This is a genomic window from Streptomyces sp. 150FB (genome assembly GCF_000818195.1).
Taxonomy (GTDB): Bacteria; Actinomycetota; Actinomycetes; order Streptomycetales; family Streptomycetaceae; genus Streptomyces.
In genome coordinates, this window is record NZ_JTHL01000001.1 from 6,482,943 (window position 1) to 6,509,483 (window position 26,541).

Sequence of the window (26,541 nt, forward strand, 5' to 3'; positions counted from 1 at the left end):
GGTGCAGGTCGGTGAGGAGCCCGGCGACGGTGGTCCGCGCGGCTGCGGTTCCGGCGGCGGTGGTCCGCGCGGCTGCAGTTCCGGCTGCGGTTCCGGCGGCGGGCGCCGGATCGCCGGGATCGGCCCCTGCCGGCGGTGCGAACGGCACCAGCGCGAGCACGGTCGCGGTGGCGAGCGCCACCGTACAAGCGGATCGCGACACTTTTCCTGACACACCATCACCTCCGTTTACGGGATGGGCGGTCCAGCCCAAGGTGATCGTGGGACGCAAGCGGTGTGATCACCACACGGGTGGTCGGTTCAGCGCAACGAAGTCACCGGTGCGGAGGGTTGTACGCACGGCACGGCGCGCCGACTGGCGCACTGGGCACCGTCAGTGCGCCCCCGTCCCTTTGCCGCCGCCCGGCTTGGACCAGGGCCACTTCAGACTGTGCGGCTCGCGACCCTCGGGAACGTACTCGTACTTCCAGCCGCGCTGAAGGCCGAGCCGCTTGCTGTAACCGGCGGGCTCCCGCCGATACGCGTGAACGGTGGGCGGCCCACCGTCCGCGTCCGGCACGGGAATCTCGTACCACTTGGGCGGATGGCCGGTATGCCCGGTCAGCACAGGCAGCACACGCCCATCCATGGGCCCGCCGACGAAGGGCGTGTCTTCACTTCTCACGACACCCAGTGTCGCTCAGCGAGGCTCGGCTTCCGTCCGTGGCCGCGAAGGGGCCGACTGATCGCTGATCGTCGTGCCCTGGTCCCGTTGTGGTTCCCCGGTCCTGGGTACGGTCGAGAGGGATGTGTGCTGTGTGTTTGCTGACTGCCCCGGCTGTTCACGGCGGCTGCGGGCGGGCGTGATCTAGGGGAGTTGGTAACAGGCATGCCGTCTGGCGCTGCGGAAGGCACGAGAGAGGGGTTTACGGCGGCCGACGCTACGCGGGTGATGGCTGCGGCCTGCCGACGCGCGGGCCTCGACGGCGACGGCGCGACCCTGATCCGCTTGGGAGAGAACGCCCTGTTCCGGCTGTCCGCGCACCCCGTGGTGGTGCGGATCGCACGGTCGACGGAGTATCTGGAGTCGGCGCGTGGCGAAGTTCGTGTGTCCCGCTGGCTGTCGGGCGAGGGCTTTCCGGTCACTCGGGTGGTCGATGATCTGGGGCAACCCATCATCGTCGACGGCCATCCGGCGACGTTCTGGCACCTGATCGATGCGAGCGACCGCAAGGCGACGTATGGGGAGCTGGGCGCGGTTCTCCGGGACCTGCACTCACTCAACCTGCCTGACGACCTGCGCCTGCCTCCCTACCCGGTCCTTGACCGGACCGAGCGGCGGATCAACGCGGCGGCCGGCATACCGGAGGATGACCGAGTGTTTCTGCGAAAGCGTGCACGTGAGCTTCGGGGGCGCGTGGCGGATCTTCGTTTCGACTCGGAGAAAGGCCCTGTGCATGGGGACGCCCATGTACAGAATCTCATGGTCGATCGGAATGGCCAGGTGATCCTTATCGATCTGGAGAGGTTCAGTTACGACTTTCCCGAGTGGGATCTCATGGTCACAGCAACGGAGCACCACAGCCTGCGCTGGCAGACGCCGCAGGAATACGCCGCCTTCGTCGGCTCCTACGGCCGAGATCTCCGCGCTTGGCCCGGATTCCCCACTCTGCGGGCAGTGCAGGAGTTCAACATGACGACCTGGCTGATGCAAAATATCTCCGAGAGCCCTGAGACGGCGGCGGAGTACGCCCGTCGGATTTCCTCGCTTCGGAACGATGACGCGCCACGCGACTGGAATCCCGGGTGACCTCGATGGCCTCGGCTACTTGCCGTCAATCCGGTTGATCGCATCCCGCACCTGCTCGTTAAAATGCTGAACGGCAGGATTTTCAGTGTGGAGAGAGACTTCACGTTGAAAGTCGCCCACATACCGTTGGAATCGCGCGGATTGGAGGGCGTCTCCTTCATCGACAGCGAGACCTGCGGTCGTCACAGCGGCCTCAAGCTCGCCATTGATCAACTGGCTCTGAGCGAGCACCATGCGGCAGAGCCCCAGCGTACGGGCGTACTTGGGATCGGTGAGCGCGACAGCGCGCTCCGCGAAGCGGACGGCTTCGGGGCCTTGTCCAAGATCGCGGAAGCAGTGGCAGAACTCGCCGGCAAGTTCGGCTTCATCCATATAGGAGAGCCATTCAGGATCCTCGGCAGTGTCGGCCCGCTCAAAGAACTTCTCGGCCTCGCACATCGCTCGGGCTGCGCCCTTGAGGTCTTGCGCGGTAGAAAGAGCACGGGCCTCGTGAGCCGCGAACAGCGCCATTGCTCGTGGTGTGGAATTCCCCTTCCCGCCCTCTACCGAGGCGCGGGCAAGGAGCACCGCGCGGGGTACTTGGCCCAAGTAATTGGCTTGATGGCTCATGTTGGTCAGGATGCGCGCACCCATCATGCGGTCGCCTACTACCTGAGTCAGACGCAGTGTCGACATCATGTAGCGGTTTGACAGAGCATGGTTACCGCTGTCGTACGCACTCCAGGCGAGTAGCTGTGCCATCTCTGATGCGGCCTTGAAGAGTTCGTCCCCGACCTCGGTGCTGTAGGCGGAGCAAAGTAAGGGAAGCACGTCCTCCCGGAAGTAGTGACGGAATGCCTTGTGCGCGTGTCCTCCGCCGAACTGGAAGTCGAGCTGCATGAAGAAGCCGCTAGCGGTCCGGATCGCGGCGACGTCACGCATGCCGACCCGTCGTGTGGCGCGGGTGTCCGTGGGTAAACCGTCAGGTCGAGCGACGAGCCAGGAAAGCGCGGCAGACTGGACATCACTGTCGGACAGGCGGCGTCCATCATCGTGCTCATCTTCCGGGCGCTGGTGCGTGAGGCTGCCAAGGGTGTTCAGCGTCTCGGTCAGCGAATCGGCATAGCTCATGCCTACTGCGGGGGGAGCGATGAGCGTTGTGCCGGGGAAGCCAAGATCAATCGGTGTGATCTTCCGCCCGAGCTTGTCGCCCAGTGCCTCGGCAATGAACAGCGCGGTGTGACGCTGGATGCCACCGCCATCCCGCCAGCGCTGAACGGCGACATGAGTGGTTCCGAGTCGCTCGCCGTGTCGCCGGGCGACCTCACGAACGCGCTTGGCCAGTCCCTTGTTCGAAGCTCCGGCTTCCGCCATGACAGCGGCTAACTGCTGGTTCGGCTCTTTTCTCACGCTCTGCACCCCCGACGTCACATCCAGTCTTCATCGTGTCACGCCGAGGGGGTTCACGCCGGACACCCCTTGTCCGAAGCTTCTGGACCCTCGTGTGTACATGAACCCCTCCGTGAACACTGCCGCGTGCCCAAAGGGAGTCGTTGACTGTCCGGACAAGTCGAACCCCGGCGGTGTGTGCCAGCGCCGGGCGTGGCCAACCTGATGAAAGTAGGTCGACGTGAGGGACCAAATTGCCGGGATTTCCGCCGATGGCGGTGGCGTCGTGAGTACGGATGGCCGTTTGCTGCCGTGGCCGGGCCCGATTGGGCAGCGCGCGTATCTGGCTGCCGACGACGACAGTAAGAGTCACCTGTCACGGTTGGCCGACGAGATGGAAGCGGTTCAGCTCAATGCGGCTGAAACCCTGCTCGGCTATGGGGCCGAGATGCTCGGTGACCAGAAAGTGCAGTGCCTGGAACTCCGGTTCCTCGGGCGCCGGCTGTGTGAAGCGTTGCGTGACGCGCTGCGGGTCGCAGAAAGCAGGGGAGGGCGGCTGTCGGCATTCATTGGCCCCGGCGCTGCCGGGCCGGAGGATGGCATGGGGCGGGACCGCCGGTGAAAGACGCCGTCCCCGCGCAGGGGTCTTCGTGGACCGACCCGGTCGACGGCCGACCGACGTCAGGCGAGTTGTGGCGCCCCGAGGGTGAGACGTGGGTCAGTGACTCCGCCGTCGTGCGCCAGGAGGGCTTCGCGCCGTCGACCGTGCCGCTGCTGCTCCTGTTGCTCGACGGGCTGCGGAGGATGCCATGCCCATAACGAATACCCGCAGGCGCCGTGGCTCCGTTGCGCACCCGAGTGGACTGCGTATCGGCATGGTCGTGTACGACCGAACCTACGAAATGGTCGCCCGCGTCGACGGCTTCGACGGACCGTTTGTGCGCCTCGCGCGCCCCACCGGGCTTCAGTGGCAAACCCGTTGGGTGTCCGTACGCGCGGGCACCGAGTACGAGCATCGTCAGTTGAACGCGATCGGCGAGCTGTACCGGCTGCGCATGAAGGGCCTGGTCCAGGACCAGAAACGACAATTACGCACGGGCTGAACGACCAATTCGGCGTTGCCGTACGGCGGCGCTCAGCTTTCGTTCGCCGCCGGCAGCAGATGTGACGCGCCGCTCACCACCGGGAGTACTCGGCGGACCAGGCGTCCCACGGGGCCTTCGGCGTCCTCGTGCGTGGCCAGGGCGGTCACGGCCGCCGCGGTTTCCTTGTCCGTTGCCGCCGTCGCGGCTAGCTGGGCGATGAGCTGGTCCACCAGCCAGTCGCGCAGTTCGGGGGCCGGTGGCTGTTTGCCCTCGTCCAGCCATATCAGCGACGCCGATTCGACCGACGCGATCCAGGTGCGCACCATCATCCGCAGTCGCGCGCCCGGGTGGTTCGCTCCCAGGTGCAGCAGGATCTGCTCGGCCGCGGCCCGCCGTACCTCGTCCACCATCGCCGTCGTACGGGACGTCTCGCAGACGCTGCCGCCTTGCAGCAGCGCGCTGAAGCCGGCGTCGTGCTGGTCGACGAAGGTGAGGTAGCGGTCGAGGACGCGCTTCAGGCGCTCGGTGGGCGGACCCTTGTGCGGCTCGGTGAAGCAGAGTTCCAACTCGTCCGCCGCGGAGCGCAAGGCCGACTCGTAGAGTTGTTGTTTGCCACCTGGGAAATATCGGTAGACGAGCGGCCGGGAGACGCCTGCCGCTGCCGCGACATCGTCCAGGGAGACGTCCTCGGGCGCCCGGTGTGCAAACAGGACGAGGGCCGCGTCGAGGAGTTGCACACGTCGTTCCTCGACGCTGAGCCGTCTGTACGCAGGCTTGGCGGGCGTGCCGGTCGCGGTCATCCTCGCAGCGTAACCGCCCCGGCCGCGGCTGGGGCGGAAGGCGGCCGGGACGGAAGCGCGAGAACGGCCGGACAGGGGCCGGATCAAGCCAGGAGTCCCGAACGCTGCCAGAGCTTGCGGCCGGGCCCGCGCAACACACCGATGTCGTCGAGGAAGTCGGTCAGCCGCCTGGCCCCCGACTGCATCACCTCACGGCGGTGACCGCTGGCCCGCACCTGGGCGACGGCTTCCTGGCGGTCGAGCCCGACGTTCTCGTACACCTGCGGATTGATGAAGCAGATGGAGAAGACCCGCGCGGACTGCCCGGAGCTGATCCGGGTGAACTCCTGCTCCCAGCGCGGCGCTGTCACCATCTGCCGCCGCAACTCCTCGCGCGCGTAACGGACATGGCGCGCCTCTTCGATGACGTGGATACGGGTGACACCCCGCACGAGCGGCTGAACCCGCTCGTCGGGGAAGGTCAGCCGCTGCATCCAGTCGAGGATCTCCTCGCCGAGAAGCGTCGCCGAGAACGAACCGGGCGTGGTGGACACGGTCTTCAGCACCCGCGCCAGATTGTGGTAGCGGCGCGGTACGGGGTACGCGGGCGTGCCGCCCGTGGTGATCAGCCGCGCGAACATCATCGAGTGCCGGCATTCGTCGGCTATCTCGGTGAGCGCGTAACGGACGTGGTTGCTGGTCACCGGCTTGTCGTAGATGTGCCGGACCAGGAGCTGCATCAGGATGATCTCGAACCAGATACCGAGCGAGGCGAGCGACGCCGCCTCGTGCCTGGCGAGGTCGAAGCGCTGCTCCTCGGACATCTTGTGCCACAGCGGGGTGTCGTAGAGGGAGACCAGTTCGGGCGGCCAGAACCACTTGCCGTCCACCGGCGGTGCGTCCCAGTCGAGATCCTTGTCGGGGTCGAAGGAGTGTTTGGCGGAGGACTCCAGCAGCCGCGCGGCGACCTGCTCGCGGTCGCGGAGCGGGCCGAGGGCATCGCGGAGCAGCCGTACATCGCGTTCGGACACTTCGGACACTGTCGTCATGACGGAGCGCACCTCATGCACATAGAGGGGTTACCGGCGGTCACCCCTTATGAGACTACTCGTCAGTAAGGGCGTCAATCCCTTGGATGGAACTTGTTCGGTGCGACTTGGTAGGCGTCACCCGGACAGGTCGGTGGCTCCTGCCCTCTCGCACGCGCCCGCGATCTCCACCAGCGACGCGTCCGTCCCGCGCTCGGTCACCAACTGGAGGCCCACCGGGCAGCCGTCCGCCGTAAAGCCCGCGGGGAGGCTCGCCGCCGGGTGGCCGCTCAGATTGAAGGACCAGGTGAGGGCGGTGGAGTAGAGGTCGCCCGGGCCTTCGTGGCCATGGGGGCGGTTCGGGGTGACCGGGGTGAGCAGCAGCGGCATCCGCGCGAAGAGGGCGTCCAGCCGCCGGTTGTTCTCCCCGCGCACCCCGACCGCCCGCGCGCCCGCGTCGCCCGACAGATCACCCCGGCGCACCGATTCCCACGCCTCGCGGGGGTCGAGCAGGGTGAACGGGGCGCGCGGCGCCTCGATCCGTACGATGCCAGCCGCCTCCAGACGGGCCACCGCGCCCCTGACCACCGCCGCCACCTCCGGATCCACCTCGGCGAAACCCAGATCCGGCGAGAACACCGCGGGCACCGGCAGGGCAACGGCGGGCACCGGCAGAGCCACGGCAGGCACCGGCAGAGCCACGGCGGGCACGGTCCCCGGCGCGCGCGACCGGCCCGAATCGCCCAGCACGCACCGCAGATACGCCCGCGCCTCCGCCACCGACCGCGTCAGCACCCCCGCCGACGCCAGTCCCGTACGGTCCGGTGACGGCAGCAGGCCGTTCGTCGTCTTCAGGCCGAACACCCCGCACCACGCCGCCGGGATACGCACCGATCCCGCGCCGTCGCTCCCCGTCGCCAGCGGCACCATGCCCGTCGCGACCGCCACCGCCGAGCCCGCCGACGAGCCGCCGGGCGTACGGTCGGCGCGGTAGGGGTTGAGCGTACGGCCGTACCTGCCCTGGCCCCAGGTCTGCCAGTACGTGCCCGGGCCCGGCACCGCCGTCGACCCGACCGGTACGGCGCCCGCCGCGATCAGCCTCCGCGCCGCGTACGAGCGGATGCCCGAGCGCCCCTTGACCGCGAACGGCATCCCCGCGAGCAGCGAGTCAGCCGCCTCCGTACACGCCGCTCCACCCGCCAACTCCCGTGCCGAGTCCGCCCACACGTCGATGAACGCGCACACCTCCGGATCCAGCCGCCCGATCCGCAGCAGCGCGCCTTCCACCGCCCCGCCGTCGCCACTGTCCAAGCCGTTCCCGCCGTCCCCACCCTCTCCGCCCATCCCGCTATTTTCGCAGCGCCGCCTCCATCACCGCCCGCGCGATCGGCGCCGCGTCGCCCCCGCCGCTCATATCCGTACGGTTCGCCTCCGCGTCCTCGACGACCACCGCCACCGCCACCGCGGGCTGCGCCGCGTCCTTCGCCTGCGCCCAGGCGATGAACCAGGCGTACGGAGTACCGGAGTTGCCGATCCCGTGCTGTGCCGTCCCCGTCTTGCCGCCGACCGTCGCCCCGTCGATCCCGGCGTTGGTGCCCGTACCCTGCTGGACGACGTCGACCATCATCTGCTTGAGCTGCCGCGCCGTGCCCGGGTTCATCACCTGCGCGTAAGTCCGTTCTCCGGTACGGGAGATGACATCGCCGTCCGAGGTCGTCGTCCGGTCCACCAGGAACGGGGACTTCAACTCCCCGTTGTTCGCGACCGCCGCCGAGACCATCGCCATCTGCAACGGCGTCGCCGTCGTGTCGAACTGCCCGATCGAGGACAGCGCGAGCTGGTCGTCGCTCATCCTGGTGTCGAAGTTGGACGCGGCGACGCCCGACGGAATCTTGATCCCGGAGTCGTTGAAGCCGAACTTCCGTACGGTGTCGACCATTCCGGACAGCCCGACCTTCACCCCGAGCCCCGCCATCACCGTGTTGCAGGAGAAGGTGATCGCGAACTCCAGCGACGCCTTGTCGCACCCCTCGACCTCGTTGGGCAGCGTGGTGGACGTGCCGGGCAGTACGTACGGCTCACCGATGTCCGTCGGCGCCCCCGGGTCCGTGACCCGCCCGGAGTCCAGCGCCGCCGCCGCCGTCACGATCTTGAAGGCCGAACCGGGCGGATACGTCTGTCTGATGGCGCGGTTGAGCATCGGCTGGGTGCTCTCGGCGTTCAGCCGCGCCCAGGCGTCGGTCACCGACGTTCCCGTACCCGACAACTCCTGGGGGTCGTAGGACGGGCTGCTGACCAGCGCCAGGATCTTGCCGCTGGACGGTTCCAGCGCGGCGACCGCGCCCCTCCGCCCCGAAAGCCCGCTGTACGCGGCCTGTTGCATCGACGCCTCGATGGTGGTGAGGACCTCGCCACCCGGTTGCCGGCCCCGGGTGATGTCGTTCCACAGCGGGAGCGGCGCCAGCATCGGATCGGCGCCGGAGAGCACGTCGTCCTCGGCGTTCTCGATCAGTGTGGTGCCGTACGTCTGCGAGGCGTAGCCGGTGACCGGCGCGTACAGCGGCCCCTGCCTGTACGTGCGCTCGAAGCGCAACTGCTGCCCGGTGTCCACCGATCCGGTGACCGGCTTCCCGTCGACGAGGATATTGCCGCGCGCGTGCTCGTAACGGGCCACGAGCTGGCGGCGGTTGGCGGAGTTGTCGTCGAGCGCGTCGGCCTGGAAGACCTGGATACGGGCCGCGTTGGCCAGCAGCGCGACCAGGAGCAGCAGACAGAAGGCGGCGGCCCGCCGGATGTAGCGGATCATCGCTCGCCCTCCCTCGTCATCCGGCCGTCCCACGGGCGCGGGTCGCTCTCCACGATCGGCGCGATGACCCCCGTCTCCGCCGCGTCCGGGCGCGGGCCGCGCGCCGAGGCGCTCACCCGGATGAGCAGCGCCACGATGATCCAGTTGGTGGCGACGGACGAACCGCCCTGCGCGAGGAACGGCATCGCCATTCCCGTCAGCGGGATCAGCCCCATCACCCCGCCCGCGATGACGAAGACCTGGAGCGCGAGGATCGACGCGAGACCGACGGCCAGCAGCCGGCCGAAGGGGTCGCGCAGGGCCAGCCCCGCCCGGTAGCCGCGCGCGACGATCAGCGCGTACAGCATGAAGATCGCGGTCAGTCCGGTCAGCCCCAGCTCCTCGCCCGCCGTCGCCAGGATGAAGTCCGACTTGGCGGCGAAGCCGATCAGGATGGACCGGCCGAGGCCGAGACCCGTGCCGAACACCCCGCCGGCGGCGAAGGCGAACAGCGACTGCGCGAGCTGTCCTGGGCCTTCGCCCGCGTCGATGGAGGCGAAGGGGCTGAGCCAGTCCTCCACCCGGCTGTGCACATGGGGCTCGAAGGAGCCGACGACGACCGCGCCGACCGCGGCGAGCAGCAGTCCGACGGCGATCCAGCCCGTACGGCCCGTCGACACGTACAGCAGGATCACGAAGAGCCCGAAGAAGAGCAGTGAGGTGCCCAGGTCCCGTTCCAGGATGAGAACGATCACGCTCAGCAGCCAGATCGCGACGATCGGCCCCAGCACCCGGCCGCTCGGAAGCTGGAGTTTCCATATGGTGCGGCCGGTGTACGCGAGGGCGCTGCGGTTCGCCGCCAGATACGCCGCGAAGAAGACGGCGAGCAGGATCTTGGCCAGCTCACCGGGCTGGAAGGAGAATCCGCCGACCCTGATCCAGATCTTGGCGCCGTTCACCGCCGGGAAGAAGATCGGCACGATCAGCAGGACCAGTGCGGCCGCGACGGAGACGTACGCGTACCCCCGCAACAGCCGGTGGTCGCGCAGGAACACCACAACCGCGATGAACAGCGCGACACCGAGCGTCGACCAGATGAGCTGGGTGGGCGCCGCCTCGTCGTGCGGGGTCTCCAGGTCGAGGCGGTAGATCAGCACCAGGCCGAGGCCGTTGAGCAGTACGGCGATGGGCAGCAGCAGCGGATCGGCGTACGGCGCGCGCACGCGCACCGCGACATGCGCGAGAAGGGCGAGCAGACCGAGGCCGGCGCCGTAGGCGGCAGCGTCCGGCGGCACGGCGTCGTTCTTGGCCAGACCGACACTGACGTAACCGAAGACGGAGATGAGCACGGCGCAGACGACGAGCGAGAGTTCGACCCCCCGGCGCTTGGGGAGGCGTAGCCCGGGCGGGGGAGCGTCCGCCGTCGGTACGGTCATGGCAGGCAACGTAGCAAGGCGACATGCCTTATGTCCGTTTATGTATCGGCATAAGGCATGTCGAAATGAGGTACGCCGAACAGCCCGGCGGCGCCCCCCGCCTCAGCACCAGCGGGGCGCCGCGCCGATGTTGGAGATGTACGCGGCCGACCCCCAGGCCCAGGTGCCGTCCGTGAGGAGGTACCACCGGTCGTTGCCGTTGACGGTGTCGCCCTGTGTCTTGCAGAAGATGTGCACGATCGAGCCGTACGCGGCCGAGCCGATGATCCTGCTGCCCCTGGTCGGCTTGTCCCGTAGGAGCAGGCCGGACTTGGCGATGACCCTGCCGGTGTAGTCGTGCGCGTGGGCCGCGGCGGCTATCGGCGTGGTCGCGGGCGCTCCGGGTGCGGGAGATCCGGGCGTTCCGGGTGCGGGAGCCGGTGCGGGCGCGGAGGCGGGCGCCGGCTCCCGGGAGGTGGTGAAGCTCGTGGTGGCGATGAAGCTGGTGGCGGCGAGCGCGGCGGCGCCGAGGGCGAGGGAACGCAGGGGCATGTCGACTCCTGGTGACCTGAACTGGCGAGGAGCCGGTGACTCCGGCATACGGCTCGCGTGGTTCACGCTAGGTTCGCCACTCCGTGTCCGCAATTCGTCACCTGCGGTCACCCATGGTCGCTTCTGTCGCTCTCGCCGCCGCCCGCGTACGTCAGTTCTGGTACGGGTTCCCCTGCCCGGGCTGACCGTACGCCTGGCCCTGGCCCTGGCCCTGACCCTGCGCCTGCCCGGGACCGTACGGCTGGCCGCCACCGGCGCCCTGCCCGAAGTCCGGGCCGCCCGCGCTCTGCGCGAGCAGTTGATCGGCCTGCTCCTTGGCTATCCGCTGGGAGACACCGCAGAACGTGCACTGCGTCAGGTACTTCGTGGAGAACGGGAACAGCGGCACGAAGAAGAGCGTGAACTTCGTGACGTGCTTCTTCAGCGTGTGCGCTGACGGGTTCCCGCAGTGCCCGCAGACCAGCGTCATGATGGCCAGTTGGTAGAGATAGCCCCTGCTGCCGAAAATGATCATTACTGGGTTCCTTCCCCCGTGGAGAGACCTGCTGTGCAGGAGAGTGTGCCGTACGAAGGTGACGTGGCGGCGGTCAGGTTCGGCCCCCGGACGTCCGGATCCCGTACGGCACCGGGATCCAGAGCCTGGGCGGCGCTCAGGAGCCTCAGGTGTCTCAGGTGCCTCGGGGCCTCAGGGCAGCCGCCCGGCCCGCTCCGGGTCGGTGAGCGGCGCGAGGAGGTCGCCGTAACGCTCCAGCCGTACGGGAATGTCGCCCAGCAGGAAGACGAGCAGGCGGCCCCGGTCCTGACCTCGGGCTCCCCCGGCCCGCGCGCCTTCCTCGGTCTCCTCCCAGGTCACCGGGGTGGAGACGGTCGGCTCGGGGCGGGCCCGCGCGGTGTAGGGGGCGGCCGTCGTCTTCGCCGCCGCGTTCTGGCTGTGGTCGACGAAGACCTTCCCCGGCCGCAGCGAACGCCGCATCCGGTGCACCACCAGCGCGGGCAGCGCGGCCTCCGCCTCGACGGCCAGGGACTTCGCGTACGCCGAGGCCGTCGCCGACGCGGTCGGCTCCAGGGGTACGAGGATGTGCAGGCCCTTGGAGCCCGAGGTCTTCACATACGGATCGAGCCCGTCCGCGGCGAGCCGTTCCTGCAGCCAGAGCGCGACCGCGCAGCACTCGGCGACGCCGGCGGGCGCCCCGGGGTCCAGGTCGAAGACCAGCCGGTCGGCCTGGCCAGGCGCTTCGGCGGGCCACTGGTGGGTGTGGAACTCCACCACCAGATTGGCCGCCCACATCAGCGTGGCCAGATCGTCCACCACGACCTGCGGGGAGGTTTTCCCCTCCTCCGAGCGCGGTACGTCGCTGATCCGTACCCAGCCGGGGGTGCCGGGCGGTGGATTCTTCGTGAAGAAGAGCTGCCCGTCGGGCCCGTCCGGATAGCGCAGGAACGAGACGGGGCGGTGAGCGAGATGGGTCAGCAGCGGCGCCGCCACGTTGGCGTAGTAGTGCAGGAGCTCACCTTTGGTGGTGCCGGTGGCGGGGTACAGCACCTTTTCCAGATTGCTGAGCGACAGCCTCCGCCCGTCCACCTCCGTGATCGGCGTCATGCGAAGAGAGTCCCACAATGCCGGGTATCGGTGCCCGGCGGCCGGCTCGGCTGGCAGGGCTCACCCGGCCGCTCTAGCGTTTGACTACAGACGCCTCGCGGTGGCGCTCCCACCCGATGACGCTCCCGCCGGACGAACCCGCCGGACGAAAGGGACGAGTGGTGCGATCCATCTGGAACGGCGCGATCTCCTTCGGCCTGGTCAGCATCCCGATCAAGCTGGTGAACGCCACCGAGAACCACTCCTTCTCCTTCCGTCAGATCCACAAGGAGGACGGCGGCCGGATCCGCTACCGCAAGGTCTGTGAGCTGGACGGGGAGGAGGTGTCGTCCGGGGACATCGGCAGGGCGTACCAGGACGCGGACGGCTCCATGATCCCGATCACCGACGAGGACATGGCGGCGCTGCCGCTGCCGACGGCGAAGACGATCGAGATCGTGGCGTTCGTCCCGGCCGCCTCGATCGACCCGCTCCAGATGGACACGGCGTACTACATCTCGGCGAACGGCGTCCCGGCCGCCAAGCCGTACACCCTGCTGCGCGAGGCGCTCAAACGCAGCGACAAGGTGGCCCTCGCCAAGTTCGCGCTGCGCGGGCGCGAACGGCTCGGCATGCTGCGGGTGGTCGACGACGTCATCGCCATGCACGGGCTGCTCTGGCCGGACGAGATCCGCAAGCCGGAGGGCGTGGCGCCGGAGACGGAGGTGACCGTACGGGACGCCGAACTCGACCTGGCCGACGCCCTGATGGACACCCTCGGCGATGTCGACCTGGACTCGCTGCACGACGACTACCGGGAGGCGGTCGAGGAGATGATCGCCGCGAAGGCCGAGGGCGAGCCCGTACCGGAACGCGCGCCGTCGGGCGGTGGCGGAAAGGTCATCGACCTGATGGCCGCGCTGGAGAACAGCGTGCAGGCGGCCAAGCAGTCGCGCGGGGACGACGACGAGCACGCCGAGGTCACCCACCTCCAGGACCGGAAGCAGCCGCAGGACAAGGGGAAGTCCGCGGCTTCGTCGGCCAGGAAGACCACGCAGGGCAAGAGCGCGGCCAAGAAGACGACGGCGGCGAAGAAGTCCACCGGAGCCAAGAAAACGGCGGCGAGCAAGAAGTCCACGACCGCGAAGAAGACGACGCCGGCGAAGAAATCCACACCGGGCAAGCGCAAGTCGGCGTGACCGCGCCGGTCGGCCTCCCGCGCTGCCTTCCAGCCGCCAACACCGCCTCCAGAGGCGCCCGTGGACACCCGCCGAAGCTCCTCCCGCCTGCCCGGATCCGCACCGGGAACGAGGGGAAATACCTGTTCACGGGGACCCCTTCGAAGCTGGTAAGGTTCATCTCGTCGCCACACTTCACGGCGTACGCCCCCGTAGCTCAGGGGATAGAGCATCGGCCTCCGGAGCCGGGTGCGCAGGTTCGAATCCTGCCGGGGGCACCTGTTGTACAGGTGCCGAACAGGCCCTCTGATCAGGCATTACGCCCGATCGGGGGGCCTGCTGTCATATACGGCCACCCGCGGGCGCCTCGACTCTCCCGGCCTCGCCGCCTGCCGCCCGCCGCGCCGCCGGTCTGGGACGCTGGCGGCACGTTGTTCCACCGCCTCCGAGCCAAGCCAGGAGTACCCATGACGGACACGGCGCCGGGTTACCCCCGGCCGATCGCCCCGGTCGGCCATGTCGAGCCGGTGCCCCGGCGTATCCGCGCCTTCGTGGGCGGGCGCGCGGTGCTCGACACCGTACAAGCGCGGTACGTGTGGGAGTGGCCGGGCTATCCGCAGTACAGCATCCCGCTCGAAGACGTGACCGGGGGCGTCCTCATGGACGAGGAGCACGTCGAGCGGCTGACACCCGGATCGGCGCGGCGGCACACACTGCTGGCCGGAGGCGACTCGCGGCCCGCCGCAGCGTGGGTGTGGGGCGACGACGCCCCCGAGGGCCTCGCGGGCACGGTCCGTTTCGAGTGGGACGCGGTCGACGCCTGGTTCGAGGAGGACGAGGAGGTCTTTGTACACCCGAGGAGCCCGTACACCCGGGTGGACGCGCTCCGTTCGAGCCGTGCGGTGCGCGTCGAGCTGGACGGTGTGGTGCTGGCCGACGCGCCCACGTGCGTGATGGTGTTCGAGACCGGCCTGCCGACCCGCTACTACCTGGACCGTACGCAGGTCGACTTCACGCGTCTGCTGCCCACCGATACGGTCACCGCCTGCCCGTACAAGGGCCGGACCAGCGACTACTGGTCGGTCGACACCGGCTCGGCCACCTACGAGGACCTGGCCTGGTCCTACAGCTTCCCGACCCGGCAGTTGGGGCCGATCACCGGACTCGTCTGCTTCTACAACGAGCGGGTCGATGTGTACGTCGACGGGGCGCCGCTGCCTCGGCCGGTCCCGGCCGACCGGGCGGCCTTCGAAGCGGCCAGGACCCGGCCGCGTACCGACGGGCCCGGGCACTGACCACTACCCGGCGATCGTCGACCGGCACATCGGCCACCGTCTGCGGCAGATATCCGTGCACTCGGCCGGACGGCGCCCCACACACCGGGCAGACCGCGGCCTCCGTCACCACCGAATGTGAGACAGGGCCGTTGATCGGACAGTCGCTATGGGCTTGCCCGCAGCGGACCGGATGAGCGCGAGGCCGGTGAGCAGAGCCCAGAGGAGGTAGCTGTAGAGGGAGACACGTTCGGCCAGTCCCGTGGGCACCCATCCGTAGGTGAGAGGAATATTGAGCAGCCCGATGGCGCCGAGGGTGATGCTGACAATCGAGAGCCATCGAGGGAGCCCGAGGGATTCGCGGGAGAGGCCGGTGACTATGGCGAGGGCGTTCCCGGCGATGATCGAGAGGAATGCTCCGAGCAGGTAGAGCGGCAGGGTCCCGTCGTCGAAGCGCGCCGGGCCGAGGGGGAACACCGCGAACAGGATCAGGGCGATCCCTTGCGCCACGCCGAGGGACCGGATCATCCGTTTTCTCCAGCCGGTGAGTCGGCGGCTGAGGGCGATGCTCGCGGCAGCGACGAGTGTTCCGGCGACGATCCAGGCGATGCTCATCACCCACCACAGCGGAGAGGAGATCAGGACTCCGCGGAATTCGCCGGCGAAGGGGCTGCCCAGGAAATTGACGTAGTCCTCGATGTAGCTGTAAGGACGCCGGTCCCACGCGGTGGCGACGATCGCTTCTGCGATCAGGCTGATAAGGGCCGCGGCGATGAGGGCGGGGCCGGCCCAACGCGCGATAACGCGGAGCGGGGTACTGGGGGTGGCCGTGGTGGAGGACATGGCTGTGCTGATCTCCCTGTCTGTCTTTCTTTACGGTGAGAACGACGTAGGCCATCCAGTCGCAGGGAGCACAGTGCCCTGCTGAGCCCTCCACCCGTCAGGGCGGTATCGCACTCTTGTCGCCGTAAAGCACGTTGGCGGGGCGGCGGGACTGGTCCAGGCTTCGTCGCGGGTGGCGCGGGGGCACCAAGAGCGCATATGTCAGGGCACGAGGATGATTTTGCCGAGGTTGGTGCGGCCGGAGGACTCCGACAGTTCCATGGCCGCCGCCACCTCGCTCAGGGGGAATCGGGCGGCGATCTTCGCAGTGAGCCGGCCGTCGCGCAGCAGGTCGAAGACGTGCGTGAGGTCGGTGCGCATCCGGGCCCGAAATGCCTCGCGCTTGGCCGAGTCCGGCTTTCCGGAGCCCGACCAGACGTCGTAAAAACTCGCGTGCCTGCGAGTGGGCAGGTAGTTCCAGAACGCCAGCTTGGCCAGCAGCGGCATGAAGTCGAGCAGCACGTGCCTGGTGCCGTCGAGCGCTGCCGCGATGCTGTAGGAGACCAGCGTGCCGGTGCGGTTGAGCATTCCGTACGAGAGGGTGACGCTTTCGCCGCCGAGGTGGTCGAATACGGCGTCCACACCGTCGGGGGCCAGTTTCCGGATGCGGGCGGTCAGATCGGGGTCACGGTAGTCGATCGGTTCCACCCCCAGCGCGCGGAGCGCTTCGTGATGGCGCGGGTGGGCAGTGCCGATCACGCGGGCGCCCGCGTGCTGAGCAAGCTGAGTCAGGATCGTGCCCACGCCGCCGCTGACTCCGGTGACGAGGATGGTCTGCCCGGCCTGCACCTTCGCCGTGCGGTGGAGCATCTGGTACGCGGTCAGTCCGTTGACCACGAGTGTCTCCGCCTCGTCGGCGCTGATCCCGTCGGGCACCTCGACGAGGTCAGCGGCGGTGAGCAGGACCGCGGTGCTCCAGCCACCGGTCTTGGTCAGTGCCGCTACCCGTCGGCCGAGTAGTGCGCGGTCGACTCCAGGGCCGACGGCCTTGACGATGCCAACAAGGTCGTAGCCGGGCACGAATGGGAACGCGGGCTGGCCGTAGTAGCGGCCTCGACGCATCGCGCTCTCAGCGAAGGACACGGCGGTCGACTCGACGCGCACCAGAGCCTCGCCGGCGGCGGGCGCCGGCAGTGTGCGCTGGACCGGGCGCAGGCCGGACGGCGCGACCTTGCCCGGCAGCACCATTTCGGTGGCGATCAAGGCCGCCTCGGCGGCTGCGGTCATCTCGACCATGGAGACTCCTCGTAATTCTGCGACTGCTCGTCACTCAGTTAATGGCCGTAACTATGCACTCCCCCTTCATGCTGCGTCAATCGGTAACTCGAAGCGAGGCGCCCCGTGACGGCCGCACAGGAGCCGACCCGACGCGAGCGGTGCCGACGGCCGGAGCGTGACACGGGCCAAGGGCGTGGCCATGGCGCAGTAGTCGAGGGGGAAACCGAGGTGATGTCGCTCTTCGCGGTCGCGGTCGCACGGCTGATCGGCCGGGAGCCGGGGCGGCACATGTCCGCCACCGGAGTCGAACCCGCACTGCTCCACCGGACCGGGATCGAGACAGTGCCGGTCCGCCCGCGCCACCGGTATGGCGACCGAGCGCGCGACCCGGATCGGGGTCAATGCGTTACGAGCCGTTGCGAAGCAGTGGTGCCGTAGAATTTCTACGGCCCATTACGATGCGAGAATGACTAACACACCGCGGACCATGGGCAGGCGCGAGCGACTGCGGGCCGAGACGCTCCAGGAGATCGAGGACGCTTCGTTCGCGATCATCGACGCGGACGGCGTGCATGCCTTGTCTGTCGCCGCAGTGGCCCGGAACATGGCGATGTCCGCCCCAGCGTTCTACCGCTATTTCCCGTCACGCGACGCGCTGGCGGCGCACCTGGTAACACTGGCCTACCAGCAGCTAGCGGCGGCGATGAGTCAGGCCGTGGAAGGCAGCAGACGGGCGCCACGCGCGCGGGTGCGTCTGCTGGTAACCGCATACCGTGACTGGGCCCTGCGGTACCGGCGGCGTTACGGAATGCTGTTCGGCGAGCGGGCCGGAGACCTGCCCGGCGACGTCACCACGAAGACCCCGCTGGACCAGGCGATGGCACTGCTCATCGACGTGTTGGTGGCCGCCCAGGACACCATGCGGGCCAGCACCACCAGCGGTGACCGAACACTCGACGGGCAGTTGCGGCTATGGACCCGGGGCCAGCAGCGGCCGGACATCACAACGTCCGTCGCCTGCGCCGCCATCCTGATCTGGTCGCGAGTACACGGGATCGTGAGCCTTGAACTCACCGGCATGTTCGACAACCAGTCCCTGGAGGCCCAGCGGCTGATCGATCTTGAAATCGACGGCGCCATCCAATCCCTGGGTCTGGCCGCCCCCTGACCGGCCGACGGTCCTGGGGCGTGTCTTCAAAGCCGTGTCTTCAAAGCTGTTCACGTGATGAGGGGTCATGGTGTAGTCACGCCTTGGGGACACCCTCCTGCACTGGGTCACGAGCCGCCGAACCATCCGGGCACGTCGAGCAGGAAGAGGTCCGGAGGCGTCACCGTGCGCAGGTCGGCTTCCAGCGCGTGGAGGCGCTCTTCGCCGAGCGTCTGCGCCCAGCCGGCGCGGAGGCGGTCGAAGATGCGCGCCGACCGGGTCAGGCAGTCGACGCCGCGATCGGTGAGCCGTACGATCTTGCGCCGCGCGTCGCGGGGGTCCGCGCCGCGTTCCACGTAGCCGAGGCGCTCAAGCGTGTCGATCGTCTTGCCCGCCGCCTGTTTGGAGACGCCGAGCCGGCGGCCGAGTTCGGCGGCGGTTGTGCCGTCCCGGCCGATCGCCTGGAAGACGTACCCGTGCATCGGCCTCACGTCGGGGTGCCCTTGGCGCGCGAGTTCGGCGTGCAGGTCGTCGATGAGGACGCGGTAGGCGAGGAACAGCCGCAGCGGCAGCTCGAAGCCGGGGGAGTCACTTGACACGATCGACAACCAGGTTCACTATCTCGACAACCATGTTGTCTACTTTAGGGGTTTCCGCGATGCCTGTCATTCGCCATTCCGAGAGCCGGCGGACCGAGACGCCCAACGCTGTCATGACAACGCTCGCCTCGCCGACCCTGGGGGGTGCCGAACACTCCGTCTGGCGCGTCGACATGCGCCCCGGCGCCATGGGTCCGCTCCACGCGTTCGATGCCGAGCAGGTGTGGACGGTGGTCGAGGGTGGGGCGACCGTCGCGCTCGACGGTGAGGCGGTCGTGGTGGTGCCGGGCGACACCGTCGTCATTCCCGCCGTCGTGCAGCGCCGCATCTGCGCCGACCCGGAGGCCGGCTTCGCCGCCATCGTGGCCGCGTCCCCGGGCGCTTTGGCTTCCACTCCCGACGGTACGGGCGGGACTGTGCCGGCCTGGACGGTGTAGCCCGGAGCGTCATGTCTGGCGTGTTCCGTCGCCTGCCGGTCGATGCGGTGAACCATCATGGTGGGGTGATAAGCAATGAAATGAACACTTTTGGCGGGCGCCTGCTCATCGGTGCCACCGGCTCCGCCGCCGTCGCCTCGCTTCCGGTGTACATCAACGCACTGCGCGGCGCGTTCACCGGGACCGTCACCGTCCTCATGACGCACACCGCAGCCACCTTCGTCCCGCCGTACACCGTCGGGCTGTTCGCCGACCGGGTGGTGACAGGCGGGACGCCGGACGAGTGGCCCCGGGTGAACCAGGCGACCCTGGCCGCCGAGCACGACATGATGGCCGTCCTGCCGGCCACCGCGAACATGCTGTCCGTCGTCGCGACGGGCGGTGTGCCGAACATGCTGTCAGCAACCATCACGGCCGCCGACTTTCCCGTGGTGTTCTTCCCGGTGATGACCGGTGAGATGTGGCGGAAGCCGGCCGTCCAGCGCAACGTCGATCAGGTGCGGCAGGACGGTTACCACGTCGTCGATCCGCCGTGGGGGCAGCGCTACGACGTCGGGCTCGGCGAGTTCATCGACAGCCCCATGCCGCCGCCCCCACCCCAATTCGTTGATGTGGTGAGAGAGTTCATGCCGTCGAACCGGGCGGAGGGCGGCTGAGTGAGGTGGGGGCGAAGACCGCTTCGGTCACCGGTTGACGCGGCCGGTGTCCACGGGGAAGTCGGGCAGGGGCACCGTGCTGATTCTCTCGCCCAGCTTGAGCATTCCTTTCAGGAGCGAAGGGCGCGACAGCAGGACGTTGCGGAGACGTATGCCGGTGGCGGTGCCGGGGGCGAGGAACTTGCCGGTGCGGTCGCCGCCCGCCTGGCAGCCCTCGGCGTACTTCCGGAGCCTGTTCTCGTACCGGGTGAAGGCGGTCCGGTGATCGCCCCGGGCCCGGGCGAGTTCGCCTGCCAGGACGTACGCGGCGACCACCGCCGTTCCCGTGCCCATGCCGCCTATGGTGGCCCCGCAGGCGGCGTCACCGACGAGGCACACGCGCCCCGTTGACCACGTGCCCACGTCCGCCCGGCTGATCGAGTCGAAGTACAGGTCGGGGGCCTGGCGCAGTGAGGCGAGCAGTCGGGGCACCTCCCAGCCGAGGCCGGCGAACGCGTTGTCGATCAGACGCTTCTGCTGTTCCAAGTCGCGGCGGTCGTACGGCAGTTCAGGCGCGGCGAAGACGAAGAACGCCCCTGCCCGCGCCGGGTCCCGGGGGTCCGTGCCGACGGAGGCGAGCCGCCCCGGCGCGTTGTGGCCGACCGAGCCCTTTCCCAGTTTCAGGTCGTTGGGAAGTTGCCAGGTGGCGGCGTAGTAACCGAGGTGAGTGACGTAGTCCTCCTCCGGGCCGAAGGCGAGGCGGCGGACCTGGGAGTGCAGTCCGTCCGCGCCGATGACCAGATCGAAGTCGCGCGAGGGGCCGCGTTGGAAGTCGGCTCGCACACCGGAGGCGGTCTCGGTGAGGCCGGTGATCGAGTCGCCGAAGATGTACTCGGTGTGGGGGAGGCTGCGCTCGTACAGCACGTGGGCCAGGTCTCCGCGGAGTACCTCTATCGCGCCGCCTGCGAACTCGGCCGGCAGGTGCAGCAGCGTCCGGCCCTTCTCGTCGACGAAGCGAATCGGGCTGCCCCCGGTCTGGATCCGGCGCAACTCGGGGAGCAGGCCCATGCGTTCCAGCACGGTCAGGTGTGTTTCGCCACGGAAGTCGACGGCGTGACCGCCGCCGCGCGGGGCCGGGGTCAGTTCGACGACGGTGGGCTTGAAGCCGTGGTGGCCCAGCCAGTAGGCCAGCGCCGGTCCGGCGATGCCGGCACCGGAAATGAGGACGTTCCTGTTCACGGGTTCCTCCGGTCCAAAACTGTGTCCGTCGGACACTGATAATTACTGTGTACCGTAGAAGCAGTTGATTCGGCAAGGCGGCCGGGGCCGGACAGGAGGGGCGGAAGACATGAGTGGCGAACACGCCGAGCTGGTACGGCTGTTGTGGGGCCCGCACCCCAAGCCCGCACGGGGTCCGAGGCCCACGCTCGACCTCGACCGCATCGCGCGCGCCGGCATCGACATCGCAGACGCTGAGGGGCTGGCCGAGGTGTCCATGCAGCGGATCGCCGCACACCTGGGCGTGACCAAGATGGCGCTCTACCGGTACGTACCAGGCAAGGCCGAACTGGTCGCCCTGATGGTGGACGCCGCGATCGGCCCCTACCCGGCGGCGAAGGCGCAACGCGGCGGCTGGCGGGAGCAGTTGGAGGAGTGGGCCCGCCAACTGGCCGCCGTCTTCGGCCGGCACTCCTGGGCGCTGGAGGTCACGGTCGGGCCGCGGGTCATGGGGCCCGGGGAGCTGTCCTGGATGGAGCGTGCCGTCGCCGCGCTGGACGGTACGGGGCTGACCGGCGCCGAACGGATGGACGCGGCCGTACTCCTGGTCGGCCACGTACGCGAGATCACCCAGCAGGCCCGTGCGGCGGGCCCCGGGGGCGACCCCGAGACCCAACTCGGCGCCATCCTCGGCGATTTGATGCGGGCACACGGCGAGCGGTTTCCCGCACTCAGCGCGGCCCTCGCTTCCGTGGCCCGGTCGGACGGGCAGGATCAGGCCTGGGAGTTCGGGCTTGAGCGCATCCTGGACGGCTTGACCACACTCATCGACCGGCGCGCACGCTGAGGGACAGCCTTACGCCGGGCCGCCGTTCGGCGACTCGGGCGCGGCGAGGTCGGGCGCGGCCTGGTCGGACGTGGCGAGGTCGGGCGCGGCGAGGCGCAGGATCGGATCGAGCACGTCCGGGAAGCGGTCGTCCAGATCGTTTGCGCGCAGTCGGATCCGTCGGTGCCTGCCGTCGACGGCCATGCTGATCAGCCCGCCCTCGCGCAGAATCCGCCAGTGGTTGGACAGCGTCGAGATCGGCACATCCATGCCGTCGGCGAGAGTCGAGCAGGTCGCCCCGGGGTTGCCGCGGGCGCGCCGCAGCAACTCCAGGCGCACCGGATCGCCGAGCGCGTGCAGTACTTGCGCGAGTGTCAGGGACTCACGCGCCGGCTCGGGTAGCGATCGCATGCCTCAACGATAACCCGTTATTCGACACTTCGGGATTCTCGAACTATGTTGCGGGGCATCCGCATCATGGAGGGGGCCGTGTTGACCACACGCGAAGGCACACACGAAGGCGCGACGGAAGCCGGATCGCCCGGCACCGGGGCCAGGACCGGGGCCGGGGCCGGGGCCGGGTTCAGGGGCGAGAGTGCTCGACCGAGCCGGGCGGCGTTGCTCACCATGACCTGCCTGGGGCAGTTCATGGTGCTGCTCGACAGCACGATCGTCGGTGCGGCGCTGCCCGACATGCAGCAGCGTCTGCACACGCAGTTGACGGGTCTGCAGTGGATCGTCGACGCCTACGTACTGCTCGTCGCCATGCTGTTGCTGTCCGGCGGCGTCTTCGCCGACCGCTTCGGCCGCAAGCGGGTGTTCCTGGCCGGGGCCGCCGTGTTCACGGTTGCTTCCGTGCTGTGTTCCGTCGCCCCCTCGCTCGGCTGGCTGATCGCCGGACGGGTGGTCCAGGGCGTCGGGGCCGCTGCGCTGAGCCCGGCCTCGCTGGCCCTGCTGGCCGCCGCCCACCCCGTAGCTCAGGAGCGGGTCAGGGCGATCGGGCTGTGGGCCGGATTCAGCGGAATCGGCCTGGCCGCAGGGCCGTTGGCAGGTGGAATTCTGGTGTCCGCCTTCGGCTGGCCCGCCATCTTCCTCGTCAATGTGCCGATCGGCGCTGCCCTGTTGCTGGCCGGTCTGCGCATCCTGCACGAGTCCCGCAACGTCGGCGCTCCTGACATCGACGTACCGGGGACGATCCTGTCCGTCCTCGGTGTGGGGGCCCTGACGTACGGGCTGATCGAGGGCGGCTCCCGTGGCTGGGCCTCGCCGGTGATCCTGGCCAGCTTCGCCGCCGCCGTACTGTTCCTGGTCCTCTTCGTCGTCGTAGAGGGACGGGGTTCGGCGCCGATGCTGCCGCTGCGGCTGTTCCGGCAGCGGCTGTTCACGGTGTCCAACACGGCGATGGTCGTGGTGGGTTTCGCGCTCATGGGCTCGGCGTTCTTCTTCTCCCAGTTCTTCGTGTACGTCCAGGGCAGTTCGATTCTGCGCGCCGGCCTCCAGACCCTGCCGGCCTCCCTCGCCATGGTGATCGTCAGCCCGTACGCGGGCCGGTGCGCCGCCAGGTACGGCTTCCGGATCGTGGTCACCGTCGGTCTGGCGCTGGCCGGGCTCGGGTTGGTCGCGATGGGCTTCGTGCACACGGACACCGGCTACGGGAATGTGTGGTGGCGGCTGGCGGTCACCGGCATCGGTTTCGCTCTGACCATGTCCCCGCTGACCGGCGCGGCCATCCAGGCGGTCGGCCCGCGGGAGGGGGGCATCGCGTCGGGTATCAGCAGCACCACCCGGCAGATCGGCGCGGTGCTCGGCGTGGCGGTGCTCGGAGCCGTCGTCCGCACCGGAGAAGCCGGTGCCGCGTCCCTTGAGGCGGGCCTCGACCGCGCCTTCCTCGTGGCCGGCGCCGTGACCTTGGCGGGTGCGGTGTTCACCGGTCTGTGGCTGGCGAGATCCACGCCTGCGTGAGTCTCCGGGCCCTGGGCGCGGAGCGCCGACTCGGGGAGCACTTCGACGGCGCCGAATACGACACCCTGACCTGCCGGTTCTCCTTCGGCGCGCCCGACACGGACGGCCGCCGGGGCCCGGCCGACGCCCTCGGCCGGGCCCCTGTCCGGTTGGCGGACGAAATGGTCCGGATTATGAGATCACATGCGGATTCCTTGACTCGGGACCGGCCGCGCTGCTGAGGTCGTTGATATGAAGGTCGGATCATTGCTCACGCGGCGGCGCCATATCGACTATGGACGCGTCGCCAGCGCCTTCTGCTGTCCCGGCAGCCGCTGAGGGCGCCTCTCGCTCGCACCGGCGCGGCCCGCCTCTTTATCGGCCCCGCCCCACGCGTCGACCCGCGCATCCTCCCGCACGCCCCGCTGACCTGCGGATTCGCTGACCGCTGACCCGCCCGGAATCCCTGATCCCGGCCGCTCCGCGCTCCGCGCCCCGTACGCGTTCCGTGCCCCTCCGGGCTCCGCCCCGCCGCTCTCCCCAGGCAACGCCGCCTTGTCACGCGCCTCGCACCGGGCCCACTCCCGTACGCGGGCAGCCGTCCGCGTACGGACGGCGCGACGACAGGGCGGCCCCACCGTCTCGGCACCAGCCCTCGACGAAACGAGACCTCATGGCAACCGTCCTCTCCTTGTCGGGAAGCCCTTCCGCGACCTCGCGGACCGCACGCCTGCTGCGCCACCTGGACCTCAGACTCGCCGAGCTGGGGCACACCGTCCTGCCGCTCGACGTACGCACGCTGCCGGCGGGACCGCTGCTGCGCGCGGACACCTCCGACCCCGCGATCGCCGAGGCCGTCGGCATGGTCGCCCGCGTCGACGGGGTGATCATCGGCACCCCGATCTACAAGGCCGCCTACTCCGGGATACTCAAGGCGCTGCTCGACCTGCTGCCGCAGTCGGCTCTCGCCGGGAAGACCGTCCTGCCGCTGGCGACCGGTGGGACGCCGGCGCACGTACTCGCCGTCGACTACGCGCTGCGCCCCGTCCTCAGCTCGATGGGCGCGCACCACATCGTGCAGGGCTGGTTCGTGCTGGACCGCCACATCACCGTGCGGGACGAGGGCGTCACCGTCGAACCCGCCACCGAAGAGGCCCTGCGCAAGGTCGTGGACCAGTTCTCGCAGGCGCTCGAAAGGCAGCCGCTGCTGTCACCCGTCGGCTGATCAGCACGACGCCTTCTTTCACATCCCACATCGTATAAATGATTTATTACCTGGGATGCGGAGAGCGCCACACGTCACACGCCACACGCCACACCCTCGCCCTCCTCCGTTCCCGACTGGAGCCTCCGTTGTCCGTACGAGACCGCACCTCCCTGGACGTGCCCGCGCAGCCGCAGGACTTTCCCGACAGCCCACTGAGCCGGGCGTTCCGGCAGCCCCTGATGCTCGGCGTCTTCCTGCCGCTCCAGACCGGCGGATGGTCCCAGTCCACCCTTCCCCGGGGGACCGACTGGACCTTCGACTACAACCTCGAACTCACCAGGCGCGCCGAGGACCTGGGCTTCGACATCGCCTTCGGGCTGTCCCAGTGGCTGCCCAAGGGCGGCTTCGGCGGCGAGACCCACTACCGGGAGAACTTCCTCGACCCGTTTGTCTCCGCCGTCGCGCTGGCCTCGGCGACCCGCTCGATCCTCCTGCTCGGCACGATCCATGTGCTGTACGGGCCCTGGCACCCGCTCCACCTGGCCAAGTTCCTCGCCACGGCCGACCACATATCGGGCGGCCGGTTCGGCGCCAACATCGTCACCGGATACGCGGACACCGAGCCCGCGATGTTCGGGACGGTCCGCGCCGAACACGACCGCAGGTACGCGATGGCCGACGAGTTCGTCGCGATCGCCAAGGACCTGTGGGCGGGGGAGGACAACCTCACCTTCGAGGGGGATCAGTGGTCGCTGAGCGACGCGTACGTCTCGCCGCGCCCGGCGTACGGCCGCCCCGTCCTCGTATCGGCCAGCGGCTCGCCCGCCGGGTTCGCGTACGCGGGACGCCACTCCGACATCGTGTTCGTCTCCAGCCCGGCCGGTGAGAACTTCGAGGACGCCGTCCAGGCGCTGCCGGAGCACGTACGCCAGGTCAAGGCGGCGGCGCGCGCCGAGGGGCGCGAGGTACGGGTCGTCATCAACCCGACCGTCGTGTCGCGCCCCACCCACGCCGAGGCAGTCGCCTACTACCAGGCCATCCGCGACCACGCCGACCTCGACTCGATCCGGGCGTTCGAAACCCGCCACGCGGGGGGCGACAGCCAGTCCTGGCAGGAGCACACGGCGCCCGGCCGGGCCGTCGGCGGTCATCTGCACATCGTCGGCTCGCCCGAGGAGGTCGCCGACCAACTGGCCAGGCTGCACGACACCGGCATCGACGGCGTCCAGCTCACCTTCTACGACTACCTGCCCGACCTCGACCAGTTCGGCCGGGACATCCTCCCGCTGCTGGAGAAGGCCGGACTGCGCGAACCGGTGGCGAAGGGGACGCCGTCATGACGTCGACCCTCGCCCCCGGCCTGGCCCGGGAACAGCGCGTCACCCCCCGCGCCTGGATGGTCCTCGCCATCACCATGGTCTTCTGGGTCGCCGACGGCTACGACACGTTCGTCCTCATCATCACCGGCAAACCCGCGCTCCTCGACCTGCTGCCCGCCGCCGAACACGCCGCCGTCCCGCGCTACATGGGTTATCTCCTCGCCATCACGCTGGCCGGCTGGGCCACCGGCGGCATCCTCGGCGGCCTGGCGGGCGACCG

Annotated in this window: 28 protein-coding genes, 1 tRNA gene and 2 pseudogenes; 14 read left to right on the top strand and 17 right to left on the bottom strand. The window is 69.1% G+C overall.

Annotation, left to right across the window (positions count from 1 at the left end):
• Together QR77_RS46965 and QR77_RS28065 are read right to left on the bottom strand one after the other, a co-directional pair.
• The coding region (locus tag QR77_RS46965; RefSeq protein WP_040024826.1) for a hypothetical protein at nucleotides 1-181 on the bottom strand (181 nt) is incomplete at its 3' end.
• Between the two features lie 192 nt (nucleotides 182-373).
• Nucleotides 374-664 carry a hypothetical protein gene (locus QR77_RS28065; RefSeq protein WP_040024827.1) on the bottom strand — a complete coding sequence of 97 codons (291 nt, stop codon included), beginning with the start codon at nucleotides 662-664 and terminating at the stop codon, nucleotides 374-376.
• A gap of 204 nt (nucleotides 665-868) precedes the next feature.
• On the opposite strand from QR77_RS28065, the gene QR77_RS28070 reads away from it, so the two are divergent.
• A complete protein-coding gene (locus QR77_RS28070) occupies nucleotides 869-1,789 on the top strand; it encodes an aminoglycoside phosphotransferase family protein (protein ID WP_040024828.1) in 921 nt (306 codons plus the stop codon).
• Nucleotides 1,790-1,804: 15 nt separating this feature from the next.
• Here QR77_RS28070 and QR77_RS28075 read toward each other — a convergent pair whose 3' ends face one another.
• Complete coding sequence (locus tag QR77_RS28075) at nucleotides 1,805-3,178, bottom strand: hypothetical protein (RefSeq protein ID WP_040028788.1); 1,374 nt, start codon at nucleotides 3,176-3,178, stop codon at nucleotides 1,805-1,807.
• Between the two features lie 220 nt (nucleotides 3,179-3,398).
• On the opposite strand from QR77_RS28075, the gene QR77_RS28080 reads away from it, so the two are divergent.
• Both QR77_RS28080 and QR77_RS28090 read left to right on the top strand, forming a co-directional pair.
• Nucleotides 3,399-3,779 carry a hypothetical protein gene (locus tag QR77_RS28080; RefSeq protein WP_347359796.1) on the top strand — a complete coding sequence of 127 codons (381 nt, stop codon included), beginning with the start codon at nucleotides 3,399-3,401 and terminating at the stop codon, nucleotides 3,777-3,779.
• Nucleotides 3,780-4,032: 253 nt separating this feature from the next.
• The gene (locus QR77_RS28090) at nucleotides 4,033-4,260 is read left to right on the top strand and encodes a hypothetical protein (RefSeq protein ID WP_040024830.1); all 228 of its coding nucleotides are present in this window, start codon (nucleotides 4,033-4,035) and stop codon (nucleotides 4,258-4,260) included.
• A 32-nt stretch (nucleotides 4,261-4,292) separates the two neighbouring features.
• Here the strand turns inward: QR77_RS28090 and QR77_RS28095 are convergent, their stop codons facing one another.
• The 8 genes from QR77_RS28095 to ligD all read right to left on the bottom strand — a co-directional run bounded on the left by QR77_RS28095 (nucleotide 4,293) and on the right by ligD (nucleotide 12,401).
• Nucleotides 4,293-5,042, bottom strand: a complete 750-nt coding sequence (locus QR77_RS28095) for a TetR/AcrR family transcriptional regulator (RefSeq protein ID WP_040024831.1) — start codon at nucleotides 5,040-5,042, stop codon at nucleotides 4,293-4,295.
• A gap of 83 nt (nucleotides 5,043-5,125) precedes the next feature.
• Nucleotides 5,126-6,070, bottom strand: coding sequence for a diiron oxygenase (locus QR77_RS28100; RefSeq protein ID WP_040024832.1), 945 nt, complete (start codon nucleotides 6,068-6,070; stop codon nucleotides 5,126-5,128).
• 117 nt (nucleotides 6,071-6,187) lie between these two features.
• On the bottom strand, nucleotides 6,188-7,393 hold the full coding sequence (locus QR77_RS28105) for an amidase (protein ID WP_078877243.1): 1,206 nt from the start codon (nucleotides 7,391-7,393) through the stop codon (nucleotides 6,188-6,190).
• 4 nt (nucleotides 7,394-7,397) lie between these two features.
• Nucleotides 7,398-8,855 carry a penicillin-binding transpeptidase domain-containing protein gene (locus QR77_RS28110; RefSeq protein ID WP_040024833.1) on the bottom strand — a complete coding sequence of 486 codons (1,458 nt, stop codon included), beginning with the start codon at nucleotides 8,853-8,855 and terminating at the stop codon, nucleotides 7,398-7,400.
• Nucleotides 8,852-10,270 carry an FtsW/RodA/SpoVE family cell cycle protein gene (locus QR77_RS28115; protein ID WP_052489109.1) on the bottom strand — a complete coding sequence of 473 codons (1,419 nt, stop codon included), beginning with the start codon at nucleotides 10,268-10,270 and terminating at the stop codon, nucleotides 8,852-8,854. The genes QR77_RS28110 and QR77_RS28115 overlap by 4 nt, the downstream gene beginning before the upstream one ends.
• A gap of 102 nt (nucleotides 10,271-10,372) precedes the next feature.
• The gene (locus QR77_RS42920) at nucleotides 10,373-10,801 is read right to left on the bottom strand and encodes an SH3 domain-containing protein (RefSeq protein WP_347359797.1); all 429 of its coding nucleotides are present in this window, start codon (nucleotides 10,799-10,801) and stop codon (nucleotides 10,373-10,375) included.
• A gap of 151 nt (nucleotides 10,802-10,952) precedes the next feature.
• The gene (locus tag QR77_RS28125) at nucleotides 10,953-11,315 is read right to left on the bottom strand and encodes a zinc-ribbon domain-containing protein (RefSeq protein WP_040024834.1); all 363 of its coding nucleotides are present in this window, start codon (nucleotides 11,313-11,315) and stop codon (nucleotides 10,953-10,955) included.
• A 171-nt stretch (nucleotides 11,316-11,486) separates the two neighbouring features.
• A complete protein-coding gene (ligD, locus tag QR77_RS28130; RefSeq protein WP_040024835.1) occupies nucleotides 11,487-12,401 on the bottom strand; it encodes a non-homologous end-joining DNA ligase in 915 nt (304 codons plus the stop codon).
• Nucleotides 12,402-12,562: 161 nt separating this feature from the next.
• Between ligD and QR77_RS28135 the strand changes: the two genes are divergently transcribed.
• The 3 genes from QR77_RS28135 (at nucleotide 12,563) to QR77_RS28145 (ending at nucleotide 14,853) form a co-directional block, all read left to right on the top strand.
• Complete coding sequence (locus QR77_RS28135; protein ID WP_040028793.1) at nucleotides 12,563-13,579, top strand: Ku protein; 1,017 nt, start codon at nucleotides 12,563-12,565, stop codon at nucleotides 13,577-13,579.
• 185 nt (nucleotides 13,580-13,764) lie between these two features.
• Nucleotides 13,765-13,836, top strand: a tRNA-Arg gene (locus tag QR77_RS28140).
• Nucleotides 13,837-14,025: 189 nt separating this feature from the next.
• Entirely contained in the window at nucleotides 14,026-14,853 is an 828-nt protein-coding gene (locus QR77_RS28145) for a DUF427 domain-containing protein (RefSeq protein WP_052489110.1), read from the top strand.
• On the opposite strand, the pseudogene QR77_RS49180 reads toward QR77_RS28145, so the two are convergent.
• The 3 genes and pseudogenes from QR77_RS49180 to QR77_RS28155 form a co-directional block, all read right to left on the bottom strand.
• Nucleotides 14,834-14,950 (bottom strand): annotated as a pseudogene (locus tag QR77_RS49180) (transposase family protein); the annotation flags it as partial. The gene QR77_RS28145 and the pseudogene QR77_RS49180 sit on opposite strands and share 20 nt — an antisense overlap.
• Before the next feature lie 8 nt (nucleotides 14,951-14,958).
• Nucleotides 14,959-15,675 carry a DUF998 domain-containing protein gene (locus QR77_RS28150; protein WP_040024836.1) on the bottom strand — a complete coding sequence of 239 codons (717 nt, stop codon included), beginning with the start codon at nucleotides 15,673-15,675 and terminating at the stop codon, nucleotides 14,959-14,961.
• Nucleotides 15,676-15,876: 201 nt separating this feature from the next.
• A complete protein-coding gene (locus QR77_RS28155; RefSeq protein WP_040028795.1) occupies nucleotides 15,877-16,941 on the bottom strand; it encodes a medium chain dehydrogenase/reductase family protein in 1,065 nt (354 codons plus the stop codon).
• A 478-nt stretch (nucleotides 16,942-17,419) separates the two neighbouring features.
• On the opposite strand from QR77_RS28155, the gene QR77_RS28160 reads away from it, so the two are divergent.
• On the top strand, nucleotides 17,420-18,100 hold the full coding sequence (locus QR77_RS28160; protein ID WP_236710836.1) for a TetR/AcrR family transcriptional regulator: 681 nt from the start codon (nucleotides 17,420-17,422) through the stop codon (nucleotides 18,098-18,100).
• Between the two features lie 107 nt (nucleotides 18,101-18,207).
• Here the strand turns inward: QR77_RS28160 and QR77_RS28165 are convergent, their stop codons facing one another.
• The gene (locus tag QR77_RS28165) at nucleotides 18,208-18,678 is read right to left on the bottom strand and encodes a MarR family winged helix-turn-helix transcriptional regulator (RefSeq protein ID WP_040028796.1); all 471 of its coding nucleotides are present in this window, start codon (nucleotides 18,676-18,678) and stop codon (nucleotides 18,208-18,210) included.
• A gap of 59 nt (nucleotides 18,679-18,737) precedes the next feature.
• On the opposite strand from QR77_RS28165, the gene QR77_RS28170 reads away from it, so the two are divergent.
• Nucleotides 18,738-19,115, top strand: a complete 378-nt coding sequence (locus QR77_RS28170) for a cupin domain-containing protein (protein ID WP_040024838.1) — start codon at nucleotides 18,738-18,740, stop codon at nucleotides 19,113-19,115.
• A gap of 80 nt (nucleotides 19,116-19,195) precedes the next feature.
• Nucleotides 19,196-19,771, top strand: a complete 576-nt coding sequence (locus QR77_RS28175; RefSeq protein WP_236710838.1) for a flavoprotein — start codon at nucleotides 19,196-19,198, stop codon at nucleotides 19,769-19,771.
• A 27-nt stretch (nucleotides 19,772-19,798) separates the two neighbouring features.
• Here QR77_RS28175 and QR77_RS28180 read toward each other — a convergent pair whose 3' ends face one another.
• The gene (locus tag QR77_RS28180) at nucleotides 19,799-20,989 is read right to left on the bottom strand and encodes an FAD-dependent monooxygenase (RefSeq protein WP_040024840.1); all 1,191 of its coding nucleotides are present in this window, start codon (nucleotides 20,987-20,989) and stop codon (nucleotides 19,799-19,801) included.
• Between the two features lie 109 nt (nucleotides 20,990-21,098).
• Between QR77_RS28180 and QR77_RS28185 the strand changes: the two genes are divergently transcribed.
• The gene (locus QR77_RS28185) at nucleotides 21,099-21,815 is read left to right on the top strand and encodes a TetR/AcrR family transcriptional regulator (protein WP_040024841.1); all 717 of its coding nucleotides are present in this window, start codon (nucleotides 21,099-21,101) and stop codon (nucleotides 21,813-21,815) included.
• Between the two features lie 9 nt (nucleotides 21,816-21,824).
• On the opposite strand, the gene QR77_RS28190 is transcribed toward QR77_RS28185, so the two are convergent.
• Nucleotides 21,825-22,205: a helix-turn-helix domain-containing protein gene (locus QR77_RS28190; RefSeq protein ID WP_040024842.1), complete on the bottom strand. Its 381-nt coding sequence runs from the start codon at nucleotides 22,203-22,205 to the stop codon at nucleotides 21,825-21,827.
• Nucleotides 22,206-22,421: 216 nt separating this feature from the next.
• Between QR77_RS28190 and QR77_RS28195 the strand changes: the two genes are divergently transcribed.
• The 4 genes and pseudogenes from QR77_RS28195 to QR77_RS47875 form a co-directional block, all read left to right on the top strand.
• Nucleotides 22,422-23,756 carry an MFS transporter gene (locus QR77_RS28195; protein ID WP_040028797.1) on the top strand — a complete coding sequence of 445 codons (1,335 nt, stop codon included), beginning with the start codon at nucleotides 22,422-22,424 and terminating at the stop codon, nucleotides 23,754-23,756.
• Nucleotides 23,757-24,408: 652 nt separating this feature from the next.
• On the top strand, nucleotides 24,409-24,960 hold the full coding sequence (gene ssuE / locus QR77_RS28205) for an NADPH-dependent FMN reductase (protein ID WP_040024844.1): 552 nt from the start codon (nucleotides 24,409-24,411) through the stop codon (nucleotides 24,958-24,960).
• Between the two features lie 128 nt (nucleotides 24,961-25,088).
• Nucleotides 25,089-26,282 (top strand): LLM class flavin-dependent oxidoreductase, encoded by a 1,194-nt coding sequence (locus tag QR77_RS28210; protein WP_052489111.1) that lies wholly within the window; start codon nucleotides 25,089-25,091, stop codon nucleotides 26,280-26,282.
• A pseudogene (locus tag QR77_RS47875) lies at nucleotides 26,279-26,541 on the top strand (hypothetical protein); the annotation flags it as partial. The gene QR77_RS28210 and the pseudogene QR77_RS47875, both read left to right, overlap by 4 nt.